This window comes from Stenotrophomonas maltophilia (genome assembly GCF_006974125.1).
Classification (GTDB): Bacteria; Pseudomonadota; Gammaproteobacteria; order Xanthomonadales; family Xanthomonadaceae; genus Stenotrophomonas; species Stenotrophomonas maltophilia_O.
In genome coordinates this window covers 3,983,047-4,003,446 of the sequence record NZ_CP037858.1, presented here as the reverse complement: position 1 = coordinate 4,003,446, position 20,400 = coordinate 3,983,047, and the positions used below count along the sequence as shown (strand labels likewise).

The window sequence follows — 20,400 nt, the reverse complement described above, 5'->3', positions numbered from 1 at the left end:
GATCGTGACTCAAACCGGCGATCGAGGCGACCGGCCATCATCCACAACCTATTGCAGTGCGTCATGTAACCGATTACATCCCTTGCTAGCGTAGCGCTCGCCCGATTCCGGTCGAACCTGCGAGGCTGTCCGTAATGACGTTGCGCGCCGAACGTTCCAAGGTCTTCCGCTCAACTATCCCATGGCGATCTGCCACTGCCCTGCTGTTGGCCGCCCTGGCCTCCAGCGCACAGGCACAGACCCTCCCCCCGCGCAACCAATGGCAGGCCAGCAGCTCCTCGCAGCAGGTACCGGCGATGGCGATCAGCCACCTGATCGACGGCGACCCGAAGACCGTCACCGGCGGCGCCTTCAGCCCCGGCCACTGGTTCCAGATCGATCTGGGCGCACCAGCGCTGCTGGCCGGTGCGCGCCTCACCTGGGATGTCTCCAACCCGGAAGGCTATTCGCTGCAGACCTCATTGGACGGCACGCAGTGGCAGACCGCGTACACGATGGCCGACTCACTGGGCGATGTGGAAACGCTGTACTTTGCACCACGGCAGGCGCGCTACCTGCGGCTGGCCAGCCCACAGCGCACCTCCGATTGGGGCGTGTCGATCTTCGAGATGGAGCCACTGGACGACTCGCTCAGTGCACGCATCGGCGGTGTGGATGCAGCGCAGGCAGCAGCGCTCTGGCAAGGCGGTGGCGCCGTTGCGGTTCCGCCCGGAAAAGCAGGCGCTCACGCGTTCGAGATCACCCTGCCCCGCGCGCAGTCCACGGCTGGCCTTGTAGTGGAATGGGCGGAAGGCGCGCGCGGCGCTGCTCGATTGCAGGCGCAGGACGCGCAAGGCCGCTGGCAGGACCTCGCACATGATGCGCAGGCGGCCAGCCGCAGGCAGAGTTGGCTGGCGGCTGACACGGCGCAGCCGCTGCGTGCATTCCGGCTGAGCGTGGACGGCGCCGCACCCCAGGTCGCGCGACTGCGCCTGCTCGGCCCCAAAGCGGTGATGACGCCGATGAAGCGCTATCAGATCGCCGCCAGCGGCGCGCAGCGCGCGTTGTTCCCGGCCTCGCTGCAGATGCAGCAGACCTATTGGACCGCCGTCGGCGTGCACGCGGGGCGACAGAAATCGATCTTCGACGAATACGGTAACCTGGAAGCCTTCAAGGGCGCGCCACTGGTGCAGCCACTCTGGCGTAGCGCTGACGGGCGTGCCGCAGGTGCCACCGGGCAGAACGTGCAGCATGCATTGCGTGATGGCTGGAAGCCGATGCCCTCCGCCACCTGGTCACCGCAGCCCGGCCTGGAGCTGCGCAGCGAAGTGTTCGCCATCGAACGCGACGGGCAACCGGTCACCTTCCTCCGCCATCGCCTGCACAACACCGGAAAGACCCGCATCGACGGCACGCTCAGCCTGGTCGTGCGCCCGATGCAGATGAATCCACCGTGGCAGAACGGCGGGCTGTCACCGATCCGCGATGTGACCATCGATGGACAGGCCGTGCGCATCAACGGGCGCACGCTGCTGCACTCGCTCACGCCGGTGGCTGTGTCCGGCGCGGCGCCGTTTGGCAGGGATGGCGCAACGGAAATCACCGCGACCCTCGCTGCCGGCCAGCTGCCCTCCACGCAACAGGCGCACGACGACGACGGTCTTGCCTCGGCTGCGTTGAACTACCGCGTGTCACTGGCACCAGGCGCCAGCGATGCCATCGTGGTCGCGTTCCCGCTGGGTACTGCCGCCGCCGATACCAAGGGCGCACTACCCGAAGCGCCTGCGCTCGATCTGGCCGCGCTGCCCCGCGATGCCAATGCAGCATTCGATTCCCTGGCCACGCAGGCCTCTGCGGACTGGCAAGCACGGCTGGGCCAGGTCGGCCTGCGCCTGCCCGATCCCTCACTGGTGGACATGCTGCGTGCGCAGGCCGCCTACATGCTGATCAACCAGACCGGCCCGGCCATGCAGCCCGGCCCGCGCAACTACAACCGTTCCTTCATCCGCGACGGCATGGCCACCTCGGCGGTGCTGCTGCGCATGGGCGAAGCCCGCGTCGCCCGCGACTACCTGGCCTGGTACAGCGAACACGGCGTGCATCCCAACGGTCTGGTTTCGCCGATCCTCAACGACGATGGCAGCGTCAACACCGGCTTTGGATCGGACATCGAGTACGACAGCCAGGGCCAGTACGTCGCGCTGGTGGCCGATGTCGCGCGCCTGGATGGCGGGCCCGAGTCGGTCCGTGACTACCTGCCGAAAGTGAAAGCCGCGCTGCACTTCCTGCAGGAACTGCGCGAGCGCACGCTGGTGCCCGGCTACAAGGCCGACCAGCCGGCACCGGAACGCTTCGCGGGCATTCTTGCGCCGTCGATCAGCCACGAGGGCTACCCCTCGCCCACCCACAGCTACTGGGATGACTACTGGGGACTGAAGGGCTGGCACGACGGCGCGTGGCTGGCCGAATCGCTGGGCGACCACGAGACCGCAATGTGGGCGCGCGGGCAGTACAAGCTGCTCTACGACGCGCTGCACGCCTCGATCCGGGCGACGATGGCGTGGAAGGGCATCGACTTCATACCCTCCTCGGCCGACCTGGGCGATGGCGACCCAACCGGGGTATCGATCGCCTTGGACCCCACCGGAGCGCAGAGCGTACTGCCCGCAGAAGCCCTGCGTACCACCTTCGAACGCTACCTGGACGATGTGCGCAGGCGCAGCCAGCCCGGTGCGCTGTACGCCTATACGCCGTACGAGATCCGCAACGTGCTGAGTTACGTGCACCTTGGCCAGCCACAGGTGGCCGACGAGCTGCTGCAGGGACTGCTGCATGATCGACGCCCGCTTGAGTGGCAGGTGCTGGCCGAAGTGGTGCATTCGCGGCTGCGTTTCCCGCGCTATCTCGGCGACATGCCGCACACCTGGATCGGCGCCGAGTACGGCCGCACGCTGTTCGGCATGCTGATGCGCGAGGACGATGATGCGATGTCGCTGCTGCCAGGTACGCCACCGTCGTGGGTGGCGGGGGATGGATTGGCGGTGGAACGCCTGCCGACAGCATATGGCACGCTGCAGATGCAGGCACGGCAGCGCGACGGCACACTGACAGTCACGCTCGGCGCGGGGCTGCGCAACGGGACGGCGGTAAAGGTCTGGTGGCCGACGCGCACGACGCCGAAAACGGTGCGTGTGGATGGACGTATCGTTTCCAACTTCGATGCCGAGGGTGTGCGCTTGGCAAGGCCGTTCAAGACGCTGGAGGCGCGTTGGTAGAGCAGCCGAGCATGGCTCGGCTCGACAGGAGCATCCACGCATGGCGTGGATCTACTCTCGCGGCAATGCATGGGTAGCGCCGGGCCACGCCCGGCGTCATTGCAGCGTCGGCAACCCCGGCGGATTGGTCTGCGACTGCGGCACGGCTTCCTCGGCCACATTCCACCGCTTCAGCGCCTGCGCATAGGTGCCGCTGCCAATCTGCGTGTTCAGCGCCTGCGTCACCGCATCCGCAAGGCCGCTGCCCTTGCGCGTGGTCACCGAGATCGCCGCGGCGTTCGGCCAGCCGCCGGGGAACAGGCCCACGCGCCGCACCTTGCCATCGCGCGCCGAATAGGCGCCGGTGGCATTGGGCTCGAACGAGACATCGGCCCGCCCGGTGATCACCGCCAACCGGCCGACCACCGCGTCATCGAAGTACTGGTACTCCACCGGCTTCAAGCCGGCCGCAATGTTCTGCTGGTCCCACTGCCGCAGGATCTGGTCCTGGTTGGTGCTGGCACCCACCACCACCTTCAGCCCCGCCACATCCGCCGGCTTCTCGATCTTCTGGATCGGCCCATCAGTGCGCGTGTAGATGCCCAGCAGGTCGTAACGGTAGCTGGAGAAATCGAACTTCTTCTTGCGCTCTTCGGTGACCGTCACATTCGACAGCACCGCATCGTACTTGCCCGACTCCAGCCCCAGCGGCCAGTCGGCCCAGGCCACCGGCACGATCACCAGCTTCAGGCCCAGCCCATCGGCGATCAGCCGTGCGATGTCGGGCTCGATGCCGACCACGTCCTTGCTGTCGGCGCCGTAGTCGGCCAGTGGCAGCTGGCCCGGGTGGGTCGCCACGGTGAACGCACCCGGCGTGACAAAGCGGTAGCCAGCCGGGATCAACGCCTGTGCCTTGGGATCTAGCGTGCCCTTCAGCACAGAGGTGTTCACACCGGCGAGGCTGGTCGCGGCCGCTACGCCGGCATCCGGTGCCTGGCGCACGCGCGAATAGACGATGCCGGCGATACCGATGACCAGAACGCCTCCGATCAACAGGGCGCTGCGTGAGATTCGACGCGGTGCTGCAGGGCTCATGGTGTTCCTTCCAGGGTTACAGGGTCTTGGCCAGGAAATCGGCCGTGCGTTGCTGGCGTGGGCGCTCGAACAGGGCCTCGGGCGTGCCCTGCTCGATCACCCGGCCCTGGTCCATCATCACCACGTGGTCGGCCACGCGGCGGGCGAAGCTCAGTTCATGGGTGACGATCACCAGCGTGGTGCCGGAACGGGCCAGCTCCTCGATCACGCTCAGCACTTCGGCTACCAGCTCCGGGTCCAGCGCCGAGGTCGGTTCATCGAACAGCAGCACCTTCGGTTGCAGCGCCAGTGCGCGGGCGATCGCGATGCGCTGCTGCTGGCCACCGGACAACTGGCGCGGGAAGGCATCGGCCTTGTCGGCCAGGCCGACCCGCTCCAGCAGCGTGCGCGCCTGCTGCTCGGCCTGCGCGCGCGGCACGCCACGCACTGCAATGGGTGCCTCGATGATGTTCTCCAGCGCGGTCAGGTGCGGGAACAGGTTGAAGCCCTGGAACACCATGCCCACTTCCGCACGACGGCGGCGGATCTCGCGCTCAGGCAGTTCGTACAGCGTGTCACCGTCGCGGCGGTAGCCGATCAGCTGGCCGCCAACGGTCACGTATCCGCTGTCGGCGCGTTCCAGGTGATTGATCAGCCGCAGCAGCGTGGATTTCCCCGCACCAGATGGCCCGATCAACACCGTCACACTGCCCGCGCGAAGGTCCAGGTTCACGTCTTCCAGCACCGACTGCTCGCCGAACACCTTGCCCACGCCGTGCAACGACACCGACGCACCCTCGCCCGCTTCGACCTGGGTGGCGATGCGCGGGCGGTTGATCACGCGCGGCGCACCATCGCTCTGCACGCGCGGGGACGATGACACGCGCGACACCGAGCGCTCACGCTGCAGCTGGCCGCGCGCAAAGCGCTGCTCCACGCGCCGCTGCAGCAGCGACAGCACGGTCAGGATCACCAGGTACCAGACCGTGGCCACCATCAGCAGCGGCACCACCTCCAGATTGCGGCGGTAGATCACCTGCACCGTGTAGAACAGCTCAGGCAGCGCCAGCACGTAGACCACCGAGGTGCTCTTGGCCAGGCCGATCACATCGTTGAACGCGGCCGGCAGGATCGAGCGCATCGCCTGCGGCAGGATGATGCGTCGCACCTGGCGGCCACGCGGCAGGCCAAGCGCGGCGGCCGCCTCATACTGCCCATGGTCCACAGACAGGATGCCGCCACGGATCACCTCCGCCGAGAACGCCGCCTGGTTGAGGGTCAAACCCAGTACTGCCGCAGTGAACACGCCAATCAGCTGGGTGGTCGGGTACGAGAACAGGCTGATACCGGTGAACGGCACGCCCAGCTCGATGGTGCTGTACAGGTAGCCCAGGTTGTTCAACAGCAACAACAGCACCAGCAGTGGGATCGAGCGGAACAGCCACACATAGCCCCACGACACCGCCGACAGCAGCGGTGAACCGGACACCCGGGCCAGCGCAAGCAAGGTGCCCAGCGCGAAGCCGAGACCGGTACCGAGCGCGGTCAGCAGCAGCGTACGGCCCAGGCCTTCCAGCACCGGGCGTGCGAAGAACCACTCGGCGAAGGTGCCCCAGCCCCAGCGTGGATTACCCAGCACGGATTGCAGCCCGATCAGGATCAGCGCCAGTGCCAGCACCGTGCCGAAGACCTGCAGCGGATGCCGGGCCGGCACGATCTTCAGCGCCGGCGCGGGCGCCGGCCGCGTGGTGATCCCGTCCAGTGCAGTCGACGGCGTGCTCATGCGTGGGCTCCATGCAGCGCGGCCTGCGCAGGCGCAACGACAGGCGTCGCTGCCCGCAGGTGCTTTTCGAACGGCAGATGCGCAACCGTTTCCGGGTCCGCATCCAGATCGAACAGCGCGGTGTAACCGTGGCTGAGGTACAGGCCAACAGCTTCAGGCTGGCGGAAGCCGGTGGTCAGGAACACCCGCCGATAGCCCTGCCGTGCCGCCTGATCTTCCAGCTCCTGCAGCACGCGCCGCGCGATGCCCTGGCGGCGCAATCCAGGCAGCGTCCAGATGCGCTTGAACTCGGCGGTATCCGGATCGCGGTGCGGCATGAAGGCACCGCCGGAAATCGCCACATCGTCGCGCAGCAGCAGCACGAAGGCACCGACCGGGGCAGCAAAGGCCTGCGCCGGGTAGCGCTGCAGCTCCTCGCGGGCGCTGCCACCGATGCGTCGGCGCACGTCGGCGTAGCGGCTGTCGTACTCCTGTTCCAAGCCATCAAACAGCGGCCGCGCCAGCGGATCATCCACCGAGGTATAGAGGAAGCGTTCGTTGCTGCTCATGCCACGTCCTTCACCAGATAGTCTTCGGCCAGCCGCGCCCACAGGCTGGCGGCCGGCGCGATGGCCGCATCGTTGAACACGTAGCGCGGGCTGTGCAGCGGTGCGCTGTCGCCGTTTCCGACGAACACGAAGCTGCCCGGCCGCGCCTGCAGCAGGAAGGCGAAATCCTCACTGGCGGTGCGCGGCGCGAATCCGGGCACTACGTGTTCGCTGCCGAAGCCCTGCAGCGCCACCTCGCGGATGTAGGCGGTCTGCTGCGGGTGGTTGATCACGCTGGGGAAACCGCGCGGGAACTCGATCTCGGCGCGCGCGCCGAAGGCCGCAGCGGTCTGCTCGGCGACCTCGGTGACCCGGTGCCGCAGGATGTCACGGACCTCCGGCAGGTAGGCGCGCACGGTCAGCTTCAGCTCGACCACGTCCGGGATCACATTGGCCGCCTGCCCGCCGTGGATCGAACCGACCGTGACCACGCCCATCTGCCGCGGATCGACGTTGCGCGACACTACGCTCTGCAGCGCGGTGACGATGTGCGCCGCCGCCAGGATCGGGTCGACGCTGCCCTGCGGCTCGGCACCGTGGCCGCCCTTGCCGATCACCTTCAGCCGCGCCCAGTCCACCGACGCCATCGCCGGGCCATCGACAAAGCCGAAGTGGCCCACCGGCACGCCCGGCCAGTTGTGCAGGCCATAGATCGCATCCACCGGGAAACGCTCGAACAGGCCGTCGGCAATCATCTTCGACGCGCCCGAACCCGTCTCCTCGGCCGGCTGGAACACCAGCTGCAGGGTGCCGTCGATATCGCCGTGATGGGCCAGGTAATGCGCGGCGGACAGCAGGATGGCGGTATGCCCATCGTGGCCACAGGCATGCATCAGCCCTTCGTTCTGGCTGGCGTAGGCCAGCCCGGACGCCTCGTGGATCGGCAGTGCATCGATGTCGGCGCGCAGGCCGAGACGACGGCTGCCCTGCCCGCGCTGCAGCGTACCGACCACGCCGGTGCCACCGAGGCCGGTAGTCACCTCATAGCCCCACTGCTGCAGCAGTTCGGCCACTCGGGCGCTGGTGCGGTGCTCCTCGAAGGCCAGCTCCGGGTGCCGGTGCAGGTCATGACGGATCGCGATGGCCGCCTCGGCGCGCGCCGCGATCTCCGGCAATACGCCCGTCGTTTGGGATTTCCGCCGGGCATGGCCCGGCGCTACTGCGGACTCTCCGCTCATCGCCTTACCCCACCTTCCGCGCCGGTTCGGCGTCGGTCGCATGGCGGCTGGCCTTGTACGGCAGGCCCAGATGCTCGCGCAGGGTCTGTCCCTCCAGCTCGCGCTGGTGGTAGCCGCGCGCCTGCAGGATCGGCAGCACCTGGGTCACGAAATCGTCCAGGCCTTCGCGCTGCGCCGCGAAGCCGAGGATGAAGCCATCGCTGGCCCCGGCATCGAACCAGCGGATCAGCTCATCGGCCACATGCTCCGGGGTGCCGATGAAGTTCGGTCGCGGGCTCACTGCTTCCAGTGCCACCTGGCGCAGGCTCAGGCCCTTCTCACGCGCATCCTGCTTGATGCGGTCAGTGGTTGAACGGAACGAATTGCTGCCGATGTCACCCAGCTCCGGGAAGGGCGCATCCGGATCGTACTGGCTGAAATCGTGGTGATCGAAGAAGCGGCCGAGATAGGCCAGCGCATCCTCAAGCGTGGCCAGTGCGGCGATTGCCTGGTACTTGGCCTCGGCCTCCTCGGCGGTGCGGCCGATGATGGGGCCGATGCCCGGGAAGATCTTCACGTCATTGCCGCTGCGGCCGTGCGCGATCGCCGAGTTCTTCACCTTCTGGGTGAACGCGCGGGTTTCTTCCAGCGATGGCGAATGGGTGAACACCGCATCGGCGTACTTGCCGGCCAACGCAATGCCATCATCGGACGAACCGGCCTGGAAGATCACCGGCTGGCCCTGTGGCGAGCGCTGGATGTTGAGCGGACCTTCCACCTGGAAAAAGCGGCCCTTGTGGTCGAGCCGGCGGAACTTTTCCGGCGCGAAGAACGTGCCGCTGTCGCGCTCGCGCACGAAGGCATCGTCATCCCAGGAATCCCACAGCCCCTGCACCACGTCCAGATACTCGTCGGCGATCTGGTAGCGCAGCGCATGCTCCGGGTGCGGCCGGCCATAGTTGCGGCCGGAGCCCTCCAGTGGCGAGGTCACCACGTTCCAGCCGGCGCGGCCGCCGCTGAGCAGGTCCAGCGAGGCGAACTGGCGGGCAACGGTGAACGGGTCGCTGTAGGAGGTCGACAGCGTGCCGGCCAGGCCGATCTTCTTCGTCGCCGTGGCCAGCGCCGACAGCAGCGACATCGGCTCGAAGCGGTTGAGGAAGTGCGGGATCGACTTCTCGTTGATGTAGAGGCCATCGGCCACGAAGCCGAAGGCGATGCCGTTGTCCTCGGCAGTGCGCGCGATGTCGATGTAGAACTGCAGGTTGACGCTGGCATCGGCCGGGTTGGAGGGATGCTTCCAGGCATGCATGTGGCTGCCGGGGCCCTGCAGCATGATGCCGAACGGAATGTGGCGCGGGGTCGTGCTCATGGGAATCGCTCCTGCAGGTCAGGCCACCGCCGCGCGCGGCGCGGGCGACAGCAGTTCAAGGGATGTCAGGCGCGCGTCGAGGTCGGCCACGGGCGCATCGAGAATGAACTCGCCCACGCCGAAGCGCCGGTGCAACGCATCCAGTTCGTCACGCACGTGCTGCGCATCACCGGACAACACGCTTGGGCGTGTTTCCTCGATGCGGAAGTCGGCCACGCCCACCTGGCGTGCGTACTCGGCAGCCGCCTCGGGGCTGGGCAGGTTCACCGTCTGCCCGGGGCCGAGGTGCAGCTTGTAGACCCGCAATGCACCGATATGACGCGCAGCTGCTTCGGCAGTCGGCGCGGCGAAGGCCACCGTGGCCAGCAGCGGCGGCTGCGAGGAGACGCTGCGGTAGGCGTCGAACGCGGCCTCGATGTGCTTCGGGTCGCCATCGAAGTGCGCGGCGTAGACGAAGCGCCAACCCAACTCGGCCGCCTGCTGCGCACTCTGCGGGCTGGCACCGAGCAGGAAGCGCTCCGGCGCCTGCTGCGGAACCGGCCGCGCCAATGCCTCGGCTTCGGCAGCGGACAGATAGCCCTCCAGGTCGCGCAGTTGCTGGTCGAAGTCGGCGAACGCCGGGCGCCCAGCCGCCAGCGCCGCGGTCGATGCCGGCAGGCCGCCGGGTGCCTTGCCCACGCCCAGGTCCACGCGCCCTGGCGCCAACGCCGCCAGCAGGTTGAAGTTCTCCGCGACCTTGTACGGCGCGTAGTGGCGCAGCATCACCCCGCCGCTGCCGATGCGGATGCGCCGGGTCTGCGCCAGCACCCAGGCCGCCAGCACTTCCGGCGCCGGGCTGGCCAAGGTCGGGGCTGCGTGGTGTTCGGCGAACCAGTAGCGGTGGTAGCCCAGCTGCTCGGCACGCTGCGCCAGCTGCAGGCTGTTGCGCAGCGCCTGCTCCGGCGAGGCACCTTCGGTCACCGGGCTCTTGTCCAGCACGCTGATCTGATAACTCATGGTCGCGTCCTCGCTCAGGGGTGGGCCACGGGAATGCCGAGCAACCCGTTCAGTGCGGCCAGGATCGGCTCGGCACCGGAGATGTACTGGCGGTCCTGATGCGCGCCGCTGGCCAGGTCGCTGCGCACGCCCTGCGGCAGCACCAGCTTCGGCAGCGACTGGTCCTGCTCGCCGATCTCGGCGATCACCTCGCGGCGCGGCCGCGCGAAACCGATGCGGCGTACATCCAGCTGCGCGTCGAGGCCGTCGATGCTCGACAGCGCACCTTCCAGCAACAGGCTGTGCCGGCAGAAGAAGCGCTGGCCGGGAATCTGGCCGTCCTCGAACTCGCGGTCGAGCAGGAACAGGATGGGTTTGCTTGCTGCGTCGAGCGTCACTGGGTGGTCCTCATCTGTGCCGGCAATGCGATGCCGCTTCGATATCGATGCTAGAGATGCCAGCGGCTGCCATAGCGCTGCCAGGCGACAATCGGCGGTCAGATCCGGCCACGCAGATGCGCCTTGGCCATATGCAAAGCGCCGCCGGTTATGGCATCAGGCGATGCGTCGCAGCGGCGCCGCTACCGCCAGCGCCTGCGTAGCCAGATGCCCGGCCGCACGCTCGGTCGCCAGCGCGATGCGGGCCTGCAACGCTGCACTGTTGATGTGCTCGCCATCGAAGTCGGCCGGCGTGGCATACACGCCGATCGGCAGCGTGTGCGCCTGCAGGAAACTGAACAACGGCCGCAGCTGGTGGTCGATCACCAGCGCATGGCGCTCGCTGCCACCGGTCGCCGCCAGCAGCACCGGTGTATCCACCAGCGCCTCCAGCTCGATGAAATCGACCAGGTGCTTGAACAGCCCCGGATACGAACCGCGATGCACCGGCGCGGCCACCACCAGCAGTTCGGCGGCCTCGATGGTCTGCAGCGCCTGTTCCACCGCCGGTTCCACCTCACCGCGCGACAATGACTGGCCCAGCGAGCGCGCGATCGGCGCCAGCTCCACCAGCTCCACGCTGGCATGCACCCGCTGCTGCAACGACGCCAGCAGGTGCCGCACCAGCAGCAACGTGCGCGATGTCGCCGAACTGGTCGGCGACCCCACCACTGCAACCACCTTCAATGCAGAAGACATGAACTGCTCCTCGATGATGCCGAACTACGTCCGGCCGTCTTTGGCGTGAACCTCAGAACCGGTAACTGACCCGCCCGTACCAGTACGCACCGACGTTGCTCAACACATCGCCGCTATCCCACGTCGTCTCGATGCTGGCCACATCGGTGGCACTGCGCGCGTACTCGGGCACCTTGCGGGTGCGCTTGTCGAACACGTTGTTGATGCCCAGCGCCGCGCTCCAGCCCGCACCCAGTTCCACGCCACCGGACAGGTTGGTCACCAGCACCGGCGGCTGCTTGTATTCCACGCCGTTGTTCAGGCGCCTGATCGGGCCGTAGTAGGTGAAGTCCAGGTTCGAGCGCCAGCGTCCGTTCTGCCAGCCCAGCCCGGCCACCTGGGTGTAGCTGGGCGTGCGGAAGCGCAGCGCGTACTCGCTGGACTTGGTCAGCAGGTTGATGTTCGGCAGCCCCTGCAGCGCCCCCGGAATGTCGCTCACCTTCTGGATGGTGGTACGGCCGACGTTGGCCGCATAGCTCCAGCGCAGCTTGCCCCACGACGTTTCCTGGCTCGCCTCCAGGGTCAGTTCGACACCGCGCGTGCGGGTGTTGCCCACGTTGGTGAAATAGCTGGCATAGAAGGCATCACCCGGCAGGATGCTGATGCCGGCCGTACCCAGCAGCGTATCGATGGTGCTCTTCTGCGCCGCGCTCAGCACCGTGCCGCTGTTGTCGGTGACGCGCGCCGGATCCTGCGCGTTGTAGCCGATCTGGCTGGACTGGCCCAGCTGGCCGCGGATGTCGATCTGGTAGGCATCCACTGCCAGATGGAACGCCGGGCTCGGGTCCCAGGTCACGCCCAGGCTGTAGTTGGTGGCCTTTTCCGGCTTCAGCGGCGTGGCACCCAGCGCGATCGCCGCCGGCGAAGACACCTGCGCCACCAGCGTGGTGCCGCACGGGCAGCTGCCAGTGGCCTGGTAGAACTGCGCACCCAGGCTGGGCGCGTGGAAGCCGTTGCTGACCGTGGCGCGCACGCCCAGCGCATCGGTGAAGTCGAAGCGCGTGGTCAGGCGGCCGGTGGAGACACTGCCGAAGTCGGAATGGTCTTCCCAGCGCGCGGCCGCATCCAGATACCAGCGCGAGGTGATGTTGGTGGCCGCACCCACGTACACCGCCTTGCTGTTGCGGGTAGCCTTCACCGCGTCCGCAGTGGAATAGCCGACGAAGGCCGCAGCACCAAAGCCGGTGTACGACTCCCACTGCCCCGCCCCACGCTCATACTGTTCATGCTGGTATTCGGCGCCTGCGCTCACTTCCAGCGGCGAAGCAAATGCCGCCACCTCGAAGCCACGTCGCAGGTCCAGGTTGGCGATGCCCTGCTGGTAGTCCAGCTTGCCGTCATAGAAATCCGTGGGCGAGCCGGGGTACGGCAACGAGTAGTTCACCGAGTTGCGGGTATAGGTACGTACCGTGCTGCGGTTGCCGGTCAGGCTGGCGTCGTAGTCCCAGCCCGCGATCTGGCCTTTCACACCGGCAGTGCCGGTGTACTGCTTCTCCTTGGTTTCCAGCACCGGCAGGAAGCCATCGGGAAACACGCTCAGAACACCGGGCGCCTTGTAGGTGGTGAAGATGGTCGCCGGCAGGCGGAAGTTCTGGATCGCCTGCGCGGTACGGTCACTGGCCGTGGCATTGGCGTAGAACTGCGCGCTGTCGCCCAGGCCATGGCCCACGTTCACCGCAAACGCCTTCAGCGCATACGACGGGGAACTGAGAATCGTGTTGGCCTCGGCATTGCGACTGGCTTCTGCCGGGTTGGGCGAGGCGCCGGCCGGCAGCCGGTTGTTTGGCCGCAACGCCACCCGATTGCCGTTGGCATCCACCGCCGGATAGCTCAGATAGCCATCGATGTAGCGGCGGGTACGGATCGCGTGGTGCTGCCGCGTGGTCTCGCCGGCCAGGTTGACGAAGCCATCCTGGCCCCACGGCAGGCCCACGTTGGCGCGCACGCTGGTGCGCGAGCCATCGCCGTCGGTGCTCTGCCCGCTTTCCACCGACACATCGCCACCGTGTGCCTGCGATTTCAGGATCACGTTGACCACGCCGGTGATCGCATCCGAGCCATAGATGGCCGAAGCGCCATCGCGCAGCACTTCCACATGGTCGATGGCCGACACTGGAATCAGCGCGAGGTCAGCCCAGGCGTGCCCCGGAAAGCCACCACCGTTGGCCCCGCTCACGTAGGCACTGGCATTGCGGCGCTTTCCGTTCACCAGCACCAGCGTGTAACCCGGTGACAGGTTGCGCAGCTGGTAGCCGCGGATCAGGCTTTCCTGGTCGCTCTGGTAGCCGCCAATCTGGCTCAGCGACGGCAGGCTGCGCTGCAGCGCTTCCAGCAGGTTGCCCTGGCCGGTCGCAGCAAGGTCCTCTGCGGAAATCACATCGATCGGTGTGGAACTGTTCTTCACCGTGCGCGTGCTGGTGCGTGAGCCGGTGACCACCACGGCATCCAACGTGGACGCTGCCACGTTGGCCGTCGCGGCGGTGGCAGCAGGATCTGCATTGGCTTCAGCCGCATGGCTGGGCGAGGCGGCGAGGACAGCCGGGATCAGGACGGCGAGAGTACTCAGGACAGGGGCGTGGGCGGCAGGCATGGGGGCTCGTGGGAGTGGGCCGGAAACACGCTTCCATTCAAGGGCCTGTTCACCTGGTGCGACAGGCGGGATCACGTCACCCAACCGTCATATCCGGCCACCCACATGACCGCTGGTAATGACGTTAGGTGGCCCACACGCATGGGGGTCGGATCCCTTTTCAAAGGAAAAGGGCTCCGACCCCGGTTTCCATATGCCCGCCCGGCATCACCTCATGCCCGCGCACCACTCAGCGCCGCGCACCGCCACCCGTAGCATCAAGCCATGCCCAGCCCACCTGCCGATCCCACCGCGCCACTCGTTGCCATCGTGGCCTGCCACGGCCAGGGGCTGTTCGAATTCGGCTGCGCGGTAGGCCTGTTCGCACCGGTGCGGCCGGAACTCGGCGTCGCCTGGTACCGCACCCAGCTGTGCGCGGGTGAACCGGGTGCGCTGCGCATGCTCGGTGGAACGCAGGTCCAACTCCCCTACGATCTCAGCAGCGTCGATGATGCCAACGTCATCGTCATCCCCGGTTGGCGCGAACCCAGCGAGCGTCCGCCACAGGCGCTGCTTGATGCACTCATCCGTGCCCACGCACGCGGCGCGCGCATCGCCTCGATCTGCTCCGGTGCGTTCGTGCTGGCATGGGCAGGGCTGCTCGATGGCCGCCAGGCCACCACCCACTGGCGCCTCACTGAAGCGCTGGCGCGCGACTTCCCGCGCATCGATGTGCGCGAGGATGTGCTCTACGTAGATACCGGCAGCATCATCACCTCGGCCGGCTCGGCCACCGGCATGGACATGATGCTGCACATGGTGCGCAAGGACTACGGCGCGCGCGTGGCCAACCTTGTAGCCGAACGGCTGGTGCTGGCGCCGTGGCGTGATGCCGAACGCAGCCAGCGTGTCAGCCGGGCCATACCCAACGGCGAGCCCACGCGGTTGGCAAAGCTGATGGAATGGATGCGCCGCAATCTGCGCGAGCCACACTCACTTGGCAGCCTCGCCGAGCAGGCCGCGCTCAGCCAGCGCACCCTGCAGCGGCAGTTCCTGGAAGCCACCGGCCTGTCGCCGATCGACTGGCTGATCCGTGAGCGCGTAGCTTTCGCGCGTGAGCTGCTGGAAACCACCGACCGGCCGCTGCAGTGGATCGCCGAGCAGGCCGGCTTTGGTTCGCAGGAATCCTTCCGTCGGCACTTCCGTGGTCAGGTCGATGCGAGCCCTACCGAGTACCGCAGCCAGCATCGCGGCGGTATTGGCGCGGATCGGCTGGTGGGCTGCTGATTCTGCAGTACGTCGTGCTGCGGGCCTGCGTCGCTCACAACGGGGTGGTGCGCCGATGGATCCGCCAGCACTGCCCGGCAAACCCGATCACGAACACTACCAGGCAGCCGAGCAAGGTCTGCAACACCACCGGTGCCATCGGCGCCGCCGCCAGCGGGTGTGCCACCGGCAACCGCGTCAGCGTTTCATTCACGCCGGGCACCAGCGACAGCAGGAAGCTGAAAGACAGCGCAAAGGTCGACAGGTAGGCCGCCAGCCGTCCGAGGAAACGCAGTCGCAAAGCCAGAACACCGCCGAACGCCACCAGCAGCACGATCACGCCGAAGGCATGGCCGGGATTGAGCCCACCGGTGCTGGACACGGTGAACGAGGTCGCCACCGATAGCACCAGGCCAACCAGATAGATCCTGCCCGAACGCGTGCCGGGATCGATCGCCCGGTGGCGGATGAAGCCATACAGGCCGGCCAGGATCGGCACCAGGCTGATAGCGGTATGGATCGCTCCGGGAAGGGTAAGGGGATGTGCCATCGGTATCTCCGCTGATGAGTTGAACCTACTAGTAGGTAGGTTAATAGGCTAAAAAGAAGGCCCGCGTATCCGCAGGCCCATCACACAAACGTCAGGCGGCTGCGCTCACCCGCGCGATGGCCAGCCGGGCCAGCGTCGCGAACGTGGCCGCATCACCGAAACCGCGCGCAGCCAGCATGGCGCCATGCACCGAGGACATGAACGCCTTGGCCTCATCGGCCGCCGAGGCCTGCAACTGCAGCTGGCCCATGGCAGCGCCCTTCTCCAGAGTCACCGCCAGCCAGCCGCTCAGGTCCTCGAAATGGCCGCGCACTTCCTCGGCAATTTCGTCCGGAATCATCGGCGCTTCGGCGGCCAGCATCGCGCAGATGCAGAACGAGGACGTACCACCCGCGATGCAGCTGGACCAGTAGTCCACATAGGCATTGAGTTCCTGCAACGGGTCGCCCAGCTGCCGGTCCAGCAGCGCCAGGCCTTCACGCGCCTCGGCCCGGTACAGTTCAACCACCGTGCGCACAAGGTCCGCCTTGCTGGGGAAGTGGTGGTGGATGCTGGCCTTGCTGATGTTCACCCGCGCCGACACGTCGGCATAGCTGAAACCGTTGTAACCACCGGCTTCCAGCAGCGAGCGAGCATGGGCCAGGATCTCCTGGGCCTTGGGCGAGAGCGACTCTTTCATGGCAATTAACCTACTAGTAGGTAGATCGCCTGTCAACCACTCTCTGCTGCACCCGCCGGGCATCGCCCCGGTAGAGACGGCCGCAGGCCGGCTTGCTGGCAAAGTGACCTTCGAATGCCCCCTCAATGCGAAGACACGTACACCGCATCGGCGGGCGGAGGTGGCAGCGAGAAACTGCGCCGCATCCGCGCCACCTCGGCCGCCGGCGGCAACGCGAACAGGCGCTTGAACTCACGGTTGAACTGGGACGGGCTGGCATACCCCACCGCCAGCGCTGCCGCTTCGGCAGTCATCCCCTGCCGCAGCATCAGCAGCCGTGCCTGGTGCAGGCGGGTCGACTTCACGTACTGCATCGGCGACGTGCCGGTAATCGCGCGGAAGTGGTCGTGGAAGGTCGCCACGCTCATGCCTGCTTCGGTGGCCAGTTGCCCCACGCCCAGGGCGGTGGCATATCCGGCATGGATTGTTCTCAGCACCCGGCCGATGCGGCCGAAGCGCCCGCGCATGGCCAGCGCCTCGCGCATCGCGCCGCCCTGTGCGCCGGTCAGCACGCGGAAGTACACCTCACGCACCAACGCCGGGCCGAGCACGGCAGCCTCCAACGGGTCGGTCAGCGCCTCCAACAGGCGCAGCACCGTGGCCTGCATCGGCGCCTGCATCGGGCTGGACATCATGCTCTGCGCCGGTGTCTCCGAGGTGCCTGCCTGTTCGCCCAGTTCGATCAGCAGATCCACCGCCAGCTGCAGATCCAGATGCAGGTAGATCGCCAGCAGCGGCACCTCTGCCGACGCATCGGTTTCCATGGTGAACGGTACCGGCACCGACACTGCCAGGTAGTGCTGTGCGTCGTACTGGTAGACCTGCCCGCCCAGATAACCCCGTTTCACGCCTTGGCAGACGATCACGATGCCGGGGTCGTACAACACCGGCGTGCGCGCCAGTGGCCGGTCCGATCGCAGCAACCGCACCCCCGGCAGGGGCGTGAGCGTATAGCCCTCCTCCACCGCCAGCGTCTTCAGCAGGCCGACCATGCGCGCCTGCACCTGCCGTTGCAGGGAGTTGACTACCGGCACGGGCACTCCAGAGGAATAGGCAAGAATGGCCGAATCCTAGGCCTGTGTGCCCGGTCGTTCAAGCACTAACGTGCAAGCCCTGCCCACCACGAACGCTCCCTCATGACCTCTTCCCGCCTTCTCCTCATCACCGGTGTCAGCAGCGGCTTCGGCCGCGCCCTTGCCCAGCAGGCCCTGCTGGCCGGCCATCGCGTAGTCGGCACCGTGCGCAACGAAACCGCCCGCCAGGCGTTCGAAGCGCTGGCGCCCGGCCGCGCATTCGGCCGCCTGCTGGACGTAACCGATACCGCCGCCATCAATGCACTCGTCGCCGATATCGAAACCAACATCGGCAGCATCGACGTGCTGGTCAACAACGCTGGCTACGGCCACGAAGGCATCCTCGAAGAATCCACGCTCGCCGAGCTGCGGCAGCAATTCGAAGTAAACGTGTTCGCTCCGGCCGCGCTGATCAAAGCGGTGCTGCCGCACATGCGCGCGCGGCGCCGCGGCCATATCCTCAACATCACCTCCATGGGCGGTTTCACCACGATGCCGGGCATCGCCTGGTACTGCGGCAGCAAGTTCGCGCTGGAGGGCATCAGCGAAGTGCTTGGCAAGGAAGTCGCGCCGTTTGGTATCCACGTCACGGCCGTCGCACCGGGCTCATTCCGCACCGACTGGGCAGGCCGCTCGATGGCGCGGGCGCCGCGCAGCATTGATGACTACGACGCATTGTTCGATCCCATCCGCAGCGCGCGCGAGGCAAAGAGTGGCCACCAGCTCGGTGATCCAGTGAAGGCTGCGCAGGCCATGCTGCAGGTCATCGACAACGACGCACCGCCCACCCATCTGCTGCTGGGCAGCGATGCACTGCAGCTGGTGCGGGCGAAGCTGGCGTCGATGGCCGGCAGCATCGACGCGTGGGAACAGCTGAGCCGTTCGACCGACGGCCCGGGCTGAGTTCAAGCGGTAGCCGCGCTACCACGTCAGAGCTTTCGCGCCAGCAACATCCCCGGCCAGCCGTCCACATTGAACGGCGCGATGCGCGTGTAGCCGCAGGACTCATAGAAGCGCACCAGGTCGCCGCTGCCTCCGCCGTAGCAGTCCACGCGCAGATGATCGAGGCCGGCAGCGCGTGCCTGCTCGTCGGCAAATGCCATCAGGCGGCGGCCAATGCCACGCACGCGCACCTCACGCGAGGCCACCAGTACCCGCACATACAGCTCCGGCCCGATGGGCGCAGGCACGTAGGGCATCGACTCGCCCAGCGCCAGGAATGCGTGCACCCCGCCCTGCTGGTCCTGCGCCACCCATGCACCCGGCAGCGCGCACGCATCGGTCACCTGGGTGATCCGGCGCGGCATCGTCGACCACGGTTCACTGCCCCATTGCTGCAGATTGCCGATCGACACGAACCATTCGATCACCTCATCGAACAATGCCAGCACCGCAGGCGCATCGGCGACGCTGGCGCGGCGGATGTTCAAGGTGTCCTTTCCTGTTTCAGTCATGCGCGCACTCCTTTCAACGCGTCAATCAACTGCCACGAGGATGCCGGCCAGCGGCCGGCACTACCAAGGCCGGAAGTCCGTGGGCCGGATTTGACATGCAGGTATTTACCTGCATATAGTCCATCCCAAGGGCGGCGCCTGCCTGCCCATCGCGAGGAACCTGCAATGGTGGATATCGCACATCGGGTCGGCATCAAGGCCCCTGCAAGCCAGGTGTACCAGGCCCTGGCCACCCCCGAAGGCGTCGCCGCCTGGTGGGCCGAAGACACCCACGGCGAACACGAGACCGGTGGCACGGTCAAGGTCCGTTTCACCAACAACGGCCAGGAAATCGGCGCCATGGAAATGCAGCTCGAACAGCTCGTTCCTGACGAACTCGTGCTCTGGAAGTTCCTCGCCGGCCCCGCCGAATGGATCGGCACGCATGCGCGTTTCGCACTGAAACAGGAAGGCGACTACTGCATCGTGCTGTTCACCCACGAAAGCTGGAAGGAGCGCGTCGAGTTCACCTCCCACTGCAGCACCAAGTGGGCGGTGTTCCTGATGAGTCTCAAAGCCCTGCTGGAAACCGGCAAGGGCCAGCCCAACCCGCACGACGTCAGGATCGACAACTGGAACTGAAGACCCCCCGCATGAATGCAGACAAGGTGTTCAAGGCCCTGGCCGATCCCACGCGCAGGACGCTGCTGGACCTGCTCTGCGAAGACAACGGCCAGACCCTGGGCCAGCTCTGCGAGCACCTGGACATGGCCCGGCAATCGGTCACCCAGCACCTGGGCCTGCTGGAAGACGCCAATCTGATCAGCACCGTGCGCCGTGGCCGAGAAAAGCTGCACTTCATCAACCCCGTGCCACTGCATGAAGTCTACGAGCGCTGGGTACGCAAGTTCGAGCAGCAGCGCCTGAGCCTGCTGCATGACCTGAAACGAGAACTGGAAGGAGAATGACGATGTCTGCAGAGACCACCCGCTTCATCCACGTGATCTACATCGCCTCCACACCGCAGAAGGTGTTCGAGGCCATCACCCGCCCCGAGATTGCCAGCCGCTACTGGGGCCATGAAAACGTCTCGGACTGGAAGCCCGGTTCGCGCTGGCAGCATGTGCGCGCCAACGAAACGCGCTCGGTCGAGCTGGTCGGCGAAGTGGTGGAAAGCACCCCGCCCTCGCGTCTGGTCATTACCTGGGCCGCCGCCTCGCAGGCCGACAACCCGGATGCCTACAGCCGCGTCACCTTCGACATCGTGCCCTACCAGGACATGGTGCGCCTGACCGTCACCCACGACGAACTGGAGCCGGGCAGCGGCATGGATACCGGCATCCGCCAGGGCTGGCCGATCGTGCTGTCGAGCCTGAAGTCGTTGTTGGAGACGGGCAAGGGGCTGGATGTGTTTGCGAAGCCGAGTTGAGCGTGCAAA

19 protein-coding genes are annotated in these 20,400 nt (G+C 66.7%); 6 read left to right on the top strand and 13 right to left on the bottom strand.

Features of this window, described 5'->3' with window-relative positions; translation table 11 throughout:
• The first annotated feature begins 134 nt into the window (after window positions 1-134).
• The gene (locus EZ304_RS18510; protein ID WP_142807810.1) at window positions 135-3,254 is read left to right on the top strand and encodes a discoidin domain-containing protein; all 3,120 of its coding nucleotides are present in this window, start codon (window positions 135-137) and stop codon (window positions 3,252-3,254) included.
• Between the two features lie 96 nt (window positions 3,255-3,350).
• On the opposite strand, the gene EZ304_RS18505 is transcribed toward EZ304_RS18510, so the two are convergent.
• The 9 genes from EZ304_RS18505 to EZ304_RS18465 all read right to left on the bottom strand — a co-directional run bounded on the left by EZ304_RS18505 (window position 3,351) and on the right by EZ304_RS18465 (window position 13,943).
• Window positions 3,351-4,328 (bottom strand): ABC transporter substrate-binding protein, encoded by a 978-nt coding sequence (locus EZ304_RS18505; RefSeq protein ID WP_142807809.1) that lies wholly within the window; start codon window positions 4,326-4,328, stop codon window positions 3,351-3,353.
• Between the two features lie 16 nt (window positions 4,329-4,344).
• Window positions 4,345-6,090, bottom strand: a complete 1,746-nt coding sequence (locus EZ304_RS21230; RefSeq protein ID WP_142807808.1) for an amino acid ABC transporter permease/ATP-binding protein — start codon at window positions 6,088-6,090, stop codon at window positions 4,345-4,347.
• Window positions 6,087-6,638 (bottom strand): GNAT family N-acetyltransferase, encoded by a 552-nt coding sequence (locus EZ304_RS18495; protein ID WP_142807807.1) that lies wholly within the window; start codon window positions 6,636-6,638, stop codon window positions 6,087-6,089. Before EZ304_RS18495 ends, EZ304_RS21230 begins: the two co-directional genes overlap by 4 nt.
• Window positions 6,635-7,855 carry a M20 aminoacylase family protein gene (locus EZ304_RS18490; RefSeq protein ID WP_142807806.1) on the bottom strand — a complete coding sequence of 407 codons (1,221 nt, stop codon included), beginning with the start codon at window positions 7,853-7,855 and terminating at the stop codon, window positions 6,635-6,637. Before EZ304_RS18490 ends, EZ304_RS18495 begins: the two co-directional genes overlap by 4 nt.
• Window positions 7,856-7,859: 4 nt before the next feature.
• Window positions 7,860-9,203 (bottom strand): LLM class flavin-dependent oxidoreductase, encoded by a 1,344-nt coding sequence (locus tag EZ304_RS18485; protein ID WP_142807805.1) that lies wholly within the window; start codon window positions 9,201-9,203, stop codon window positions 7,860-7,862.
• Between the two features lie 18 nt (window positions 9,204-9,221).
• Window positions 9,222-10,199 (bottom strand): MsnO8 family LLM class oxidoreductase, encoded by a 978-nt coding sequence (locus EZ304_RS18480; protein WP_142807804.1) that lies wholly within the window; start codon window positions 10,197-10,199, stop codon window positions 9,222-9,224.
• 14 nt (window positions 10,200-10,213) lie between these two features.
• Complete coding sequence (locus tag EZ304_RS18475; protein ID WP_032960011.1) at window positions 10,214-10,576, bottom strand: DUF3088 family protein; 363 nt, start codon at window positions 10,574-10,576, stop codon at window positions 10,214-10,216.
• A gap of 156 nt (window positions 10,577-10,732) precedes the next feature.
• Window positions 10,733-11,314 carry an FMN reductase gene (gene msuE, locus EZ304_RS18470; RefSeq protein WP_099552895.1) on the bottom strand — a complete coding sequence of 194 codons (582 nt, stop codon included), beginning with the start codon at window positions 11,312-11,314 and terminating at the stop codon, window positions 10,733-10,735.
• 52 nt (window positions 11,315-11,366) lie between these two features.
• Window positions 11,367-13,943 (bottom strand): TonB-dependent receptor plug domain-containing protein, encoded by a 2,577-nt coding sequence (locus EZ304_RS18465; protein ID WP_142807803.1) that lies wholly within the window; start codon window positions 13,941-13,943, stop codon window positions 11,367-11,369.
• A 264-nt stretch (window positions 13,944-14,207) separates the two neighbouring features.
• Here EZ304_RS18465 and ftrA point away from each other — a divergent pair, with 264 nt between their 5' ends.
• Entirely contained in the window at window positions 14,208-15,209 is a 1,002-nt protein-coding gene (gene ftrA / locus EZ304_RS18460; protein WP_142807802.1) for a transcriptional regulator FtrA, read from the top strand.
• 34 nt (window positions 15,210-15,243) lie between these two features.
• Here ftrA and EZ304_RS18455 read toward each other — a convergent pair whose 3' ends face one another.
• From EZ304_RS18455 to EZ304_RS18445, 3 genes are all read right to left on the bottom strand, one after another.
• Window positions 15,244-15,738 carry a hypothetical protein gene (locus EZ304_RS18455; protein ID WP_142807801.1) on the bottom strand — a complete coding sequence of 165 codons (495 nt, stop codon included), beginning with the start codon at window positions 15,736-15,738 and terminating at the stop codon, window positions 15,244-15,246.
• 91 nt (window positions 15,739-15,829) lie between these two features.
• On the bottom strand, window positions 15,830-16,417 hold the full coding sequence (locus EZ304_RS18450; RefSeq protein WP_099552899.1) for a TetR/AcrR family transcriptional regulator: 588 nt from the start codon (window positions 16,415-16,417) through the stop codon (window positions 15,830-15,832).
• A 122-nt stretch (window positions 16,418-16,539) separates the two neighbouring features.
• Entirely contained in the window at window positions 16,540-17,490 is a 951-nt protein-coding gene (locus EZ304_RS18445; protein WP_260678139.1) for an AraC family transcriptional regulator, read from the bottom strand.
• A gap of 102 nt (window positions 17,491-17,592) precedes the next feature.
• Here EZ304_RS18445 and EZ304_RS18440 point away from each other — a divergent pair, with 102 nt between their 5' ends.
• Window positions 17,593-18,432 (top strand): oxidoreductase, encoded by an 840-nt coding sequence (locus tag EZ304_RS18440; protein WP_142807800.1) that lies wholly within the window; start codon window positions 17,593-17,595, stop codon window positions 18,430-18,432.
• Window positions 18,433-18,458: 26 nt separating this feature from the next.
• Here the strand turns inward: EZ304_RS18440 and EZ304_RS18435 are convergent, their stop codons facing one another.
• Window positions 18,459-18,983, bottom strand: coding sequence for a GNAT family N-acetyltransferase (locus tag EZ304_RS18435; RefSeq protein ID WP_099552901.1), 525 nt, complete (start codon window positions 18,981-18,983; stop codon window positions 18,459-18,461).
• 165 nt (window positions 18,984-19,148) lie between these two features.
• Between EZ304_RS18435 and EZ304_RS18430 the strand changes: the two genes are divergently transcribed.
• From EZ304_RS18430 to EZ304_RS18420, 3 genes are read left to right on the top strand one after another with little or no spacing between them, the layout of a single operon-like run.
• Entirely contained in the window at window positions 19,149-19,604 is a 456-nt protein-coding gene (locus EZ304_RS18430) for an SRPBCC family protein (protein ID WP_142807799.1), read from the top strand.
• Window positions 19,605-19,615: 11 nt separating this feature from the next.
• On the top strand, window positions 19,616-19,930 hold the full coding sequence (locus EZ304_RS18425) for an ArsR/SmtB family transcription factor (protein ID WP_005416268.1): 315 nt from the start codon (window positions 19,616-19,618) through the stop codon (window positions 19,928-19,930).
• A gap of 2 nt (window positions 19,931-19,932) precedes the next feature.
• Window positions 19,933-20,391: an SRPBCC family protein gene (locus tag EZ304_RS18420; protein WP_026347174.1), complete on the top strand. Its 459-nt coding sequence runs from the start codon at window positions 19,933-19,935 to the stop codon at window positions 20,389-20,391.
• Window positions 20,392-20,400 lie beyond the last annotated feature (9 nt).

Coding starts and splice junctions, on each gene's coding strand:
- EZ304_RS18425 (WP_005416268.1), top strand. CDS start 19,616: ATGAATGCAGACAAGGTGTTCAAGGCCCTGGCCGATCCCACGCGCAGG.
- EZ304_RS18450 (WP_099552899.1), bottom strand. CDS start 16,417: ATGAAAGAGTCGCTCTCGCCCAAGGCCCAGGAGATCCTGGCCCATGCT.
- EZ304_RS18435 (WP_099552901.1), bottom strand. CDS start 18,983: ATGACTGAAACAGGAAAGGACACCTTGAACATCCGCCGCGCCAGCGTC.
- EZ304_RS18490 (WP_142807806.1), bottom strand. CDS start 7,855: ATGAGCGGAGAGTCCGCAGTAGCGCCGGGCCATGCCCGGCGGAAATCC.
- EZ304_RS18455 (WP_142807801.1), bottom strand. CDS start 15,738: ATGGCACATCCCCTTACCCTTCCCGGAGCGATCCATACCGCTATCAGC.
- EZ304_RS18510 (WP_142807810.1), top strand. CDS start 135: ATGACGTTGCGCGCCGAACGTTCCAAGGTCTTCCGCTCAACTATCCCA.
- EZ304_RS18505 (WP_142807809.1), bottom strand. CDS start 4,328: ATGAGCCCTGCAGCACCGCGTCGAATCTCACGCAGCGCCCTGTTGATC.
- EZ304_RS18465 (WP_142807803.1), bottom strand. CDS start 13,943: ATGCCTGCCGCCCACGCCCCTGTCCTGAGTACTCTCGCCGTCCTGATC.
- msuE (WP_099552895.1), bottom strand. CDS start 11,314: ATGTCTTCTGCATTGAAGGTGGTTGCAGTGGTGGGGTCGCCGACCAGT.
- EZ304_RS18485 (WP_142807805.1), bottom strand. CDS start 9,203: ATGAGCACGACCCCGCGCCACATTCCGTTCGGCATCATGCTGCAGGGC.
- EZ304_RS18420 (WP_026347174.1), top strand. CDS start 19,933: ATGTCTGCAGAGACCACCCGCTTCATCCACGTGATCTACATCGCCTCC.
- ftrA (WP_142807802.1), top strand. CDS start 14,208: ATGCCCAGCCCACCTGCCGATCCCACCGCGCCACTCGTTGCCATCGTG.
- EZ304_RS21230 (WP_142807808.1), bottom strand. CDS start 6,090: ATGAGCACGCCGTCGACTGCACTGGACGGGATCACCACGCGGCCGGCG.
- EZ304_RS18495 (WP_142807807.1), bottom strand. CDS start 6,638: ATGAGCAGCAACGAACGCTTCCTCTATACCTCGGTGGATGATCCGCTG.
- EZ304_RS18440 (WP_142807800.1), top strand. CDS start 17,593: ATGACCTCTTCCCGCCTTCTCCTCATCACCGGTGTCAGCAGCGGCTTC.
- EZ304_RS18480 (WP_142807804.1), bottom strand. CDS start 10,199: ATGAGTTATCAGATCAGCGTGCTGGACAAGAGCCCGGTGACCGAAGGT.
- EZ304_RS18430 (WP_142807799.1), top strand. CDS start 19,149: ATGGTGGATATCGCACATCGGGTCGGCATCAAGGCCCCTGCAAGCCAG.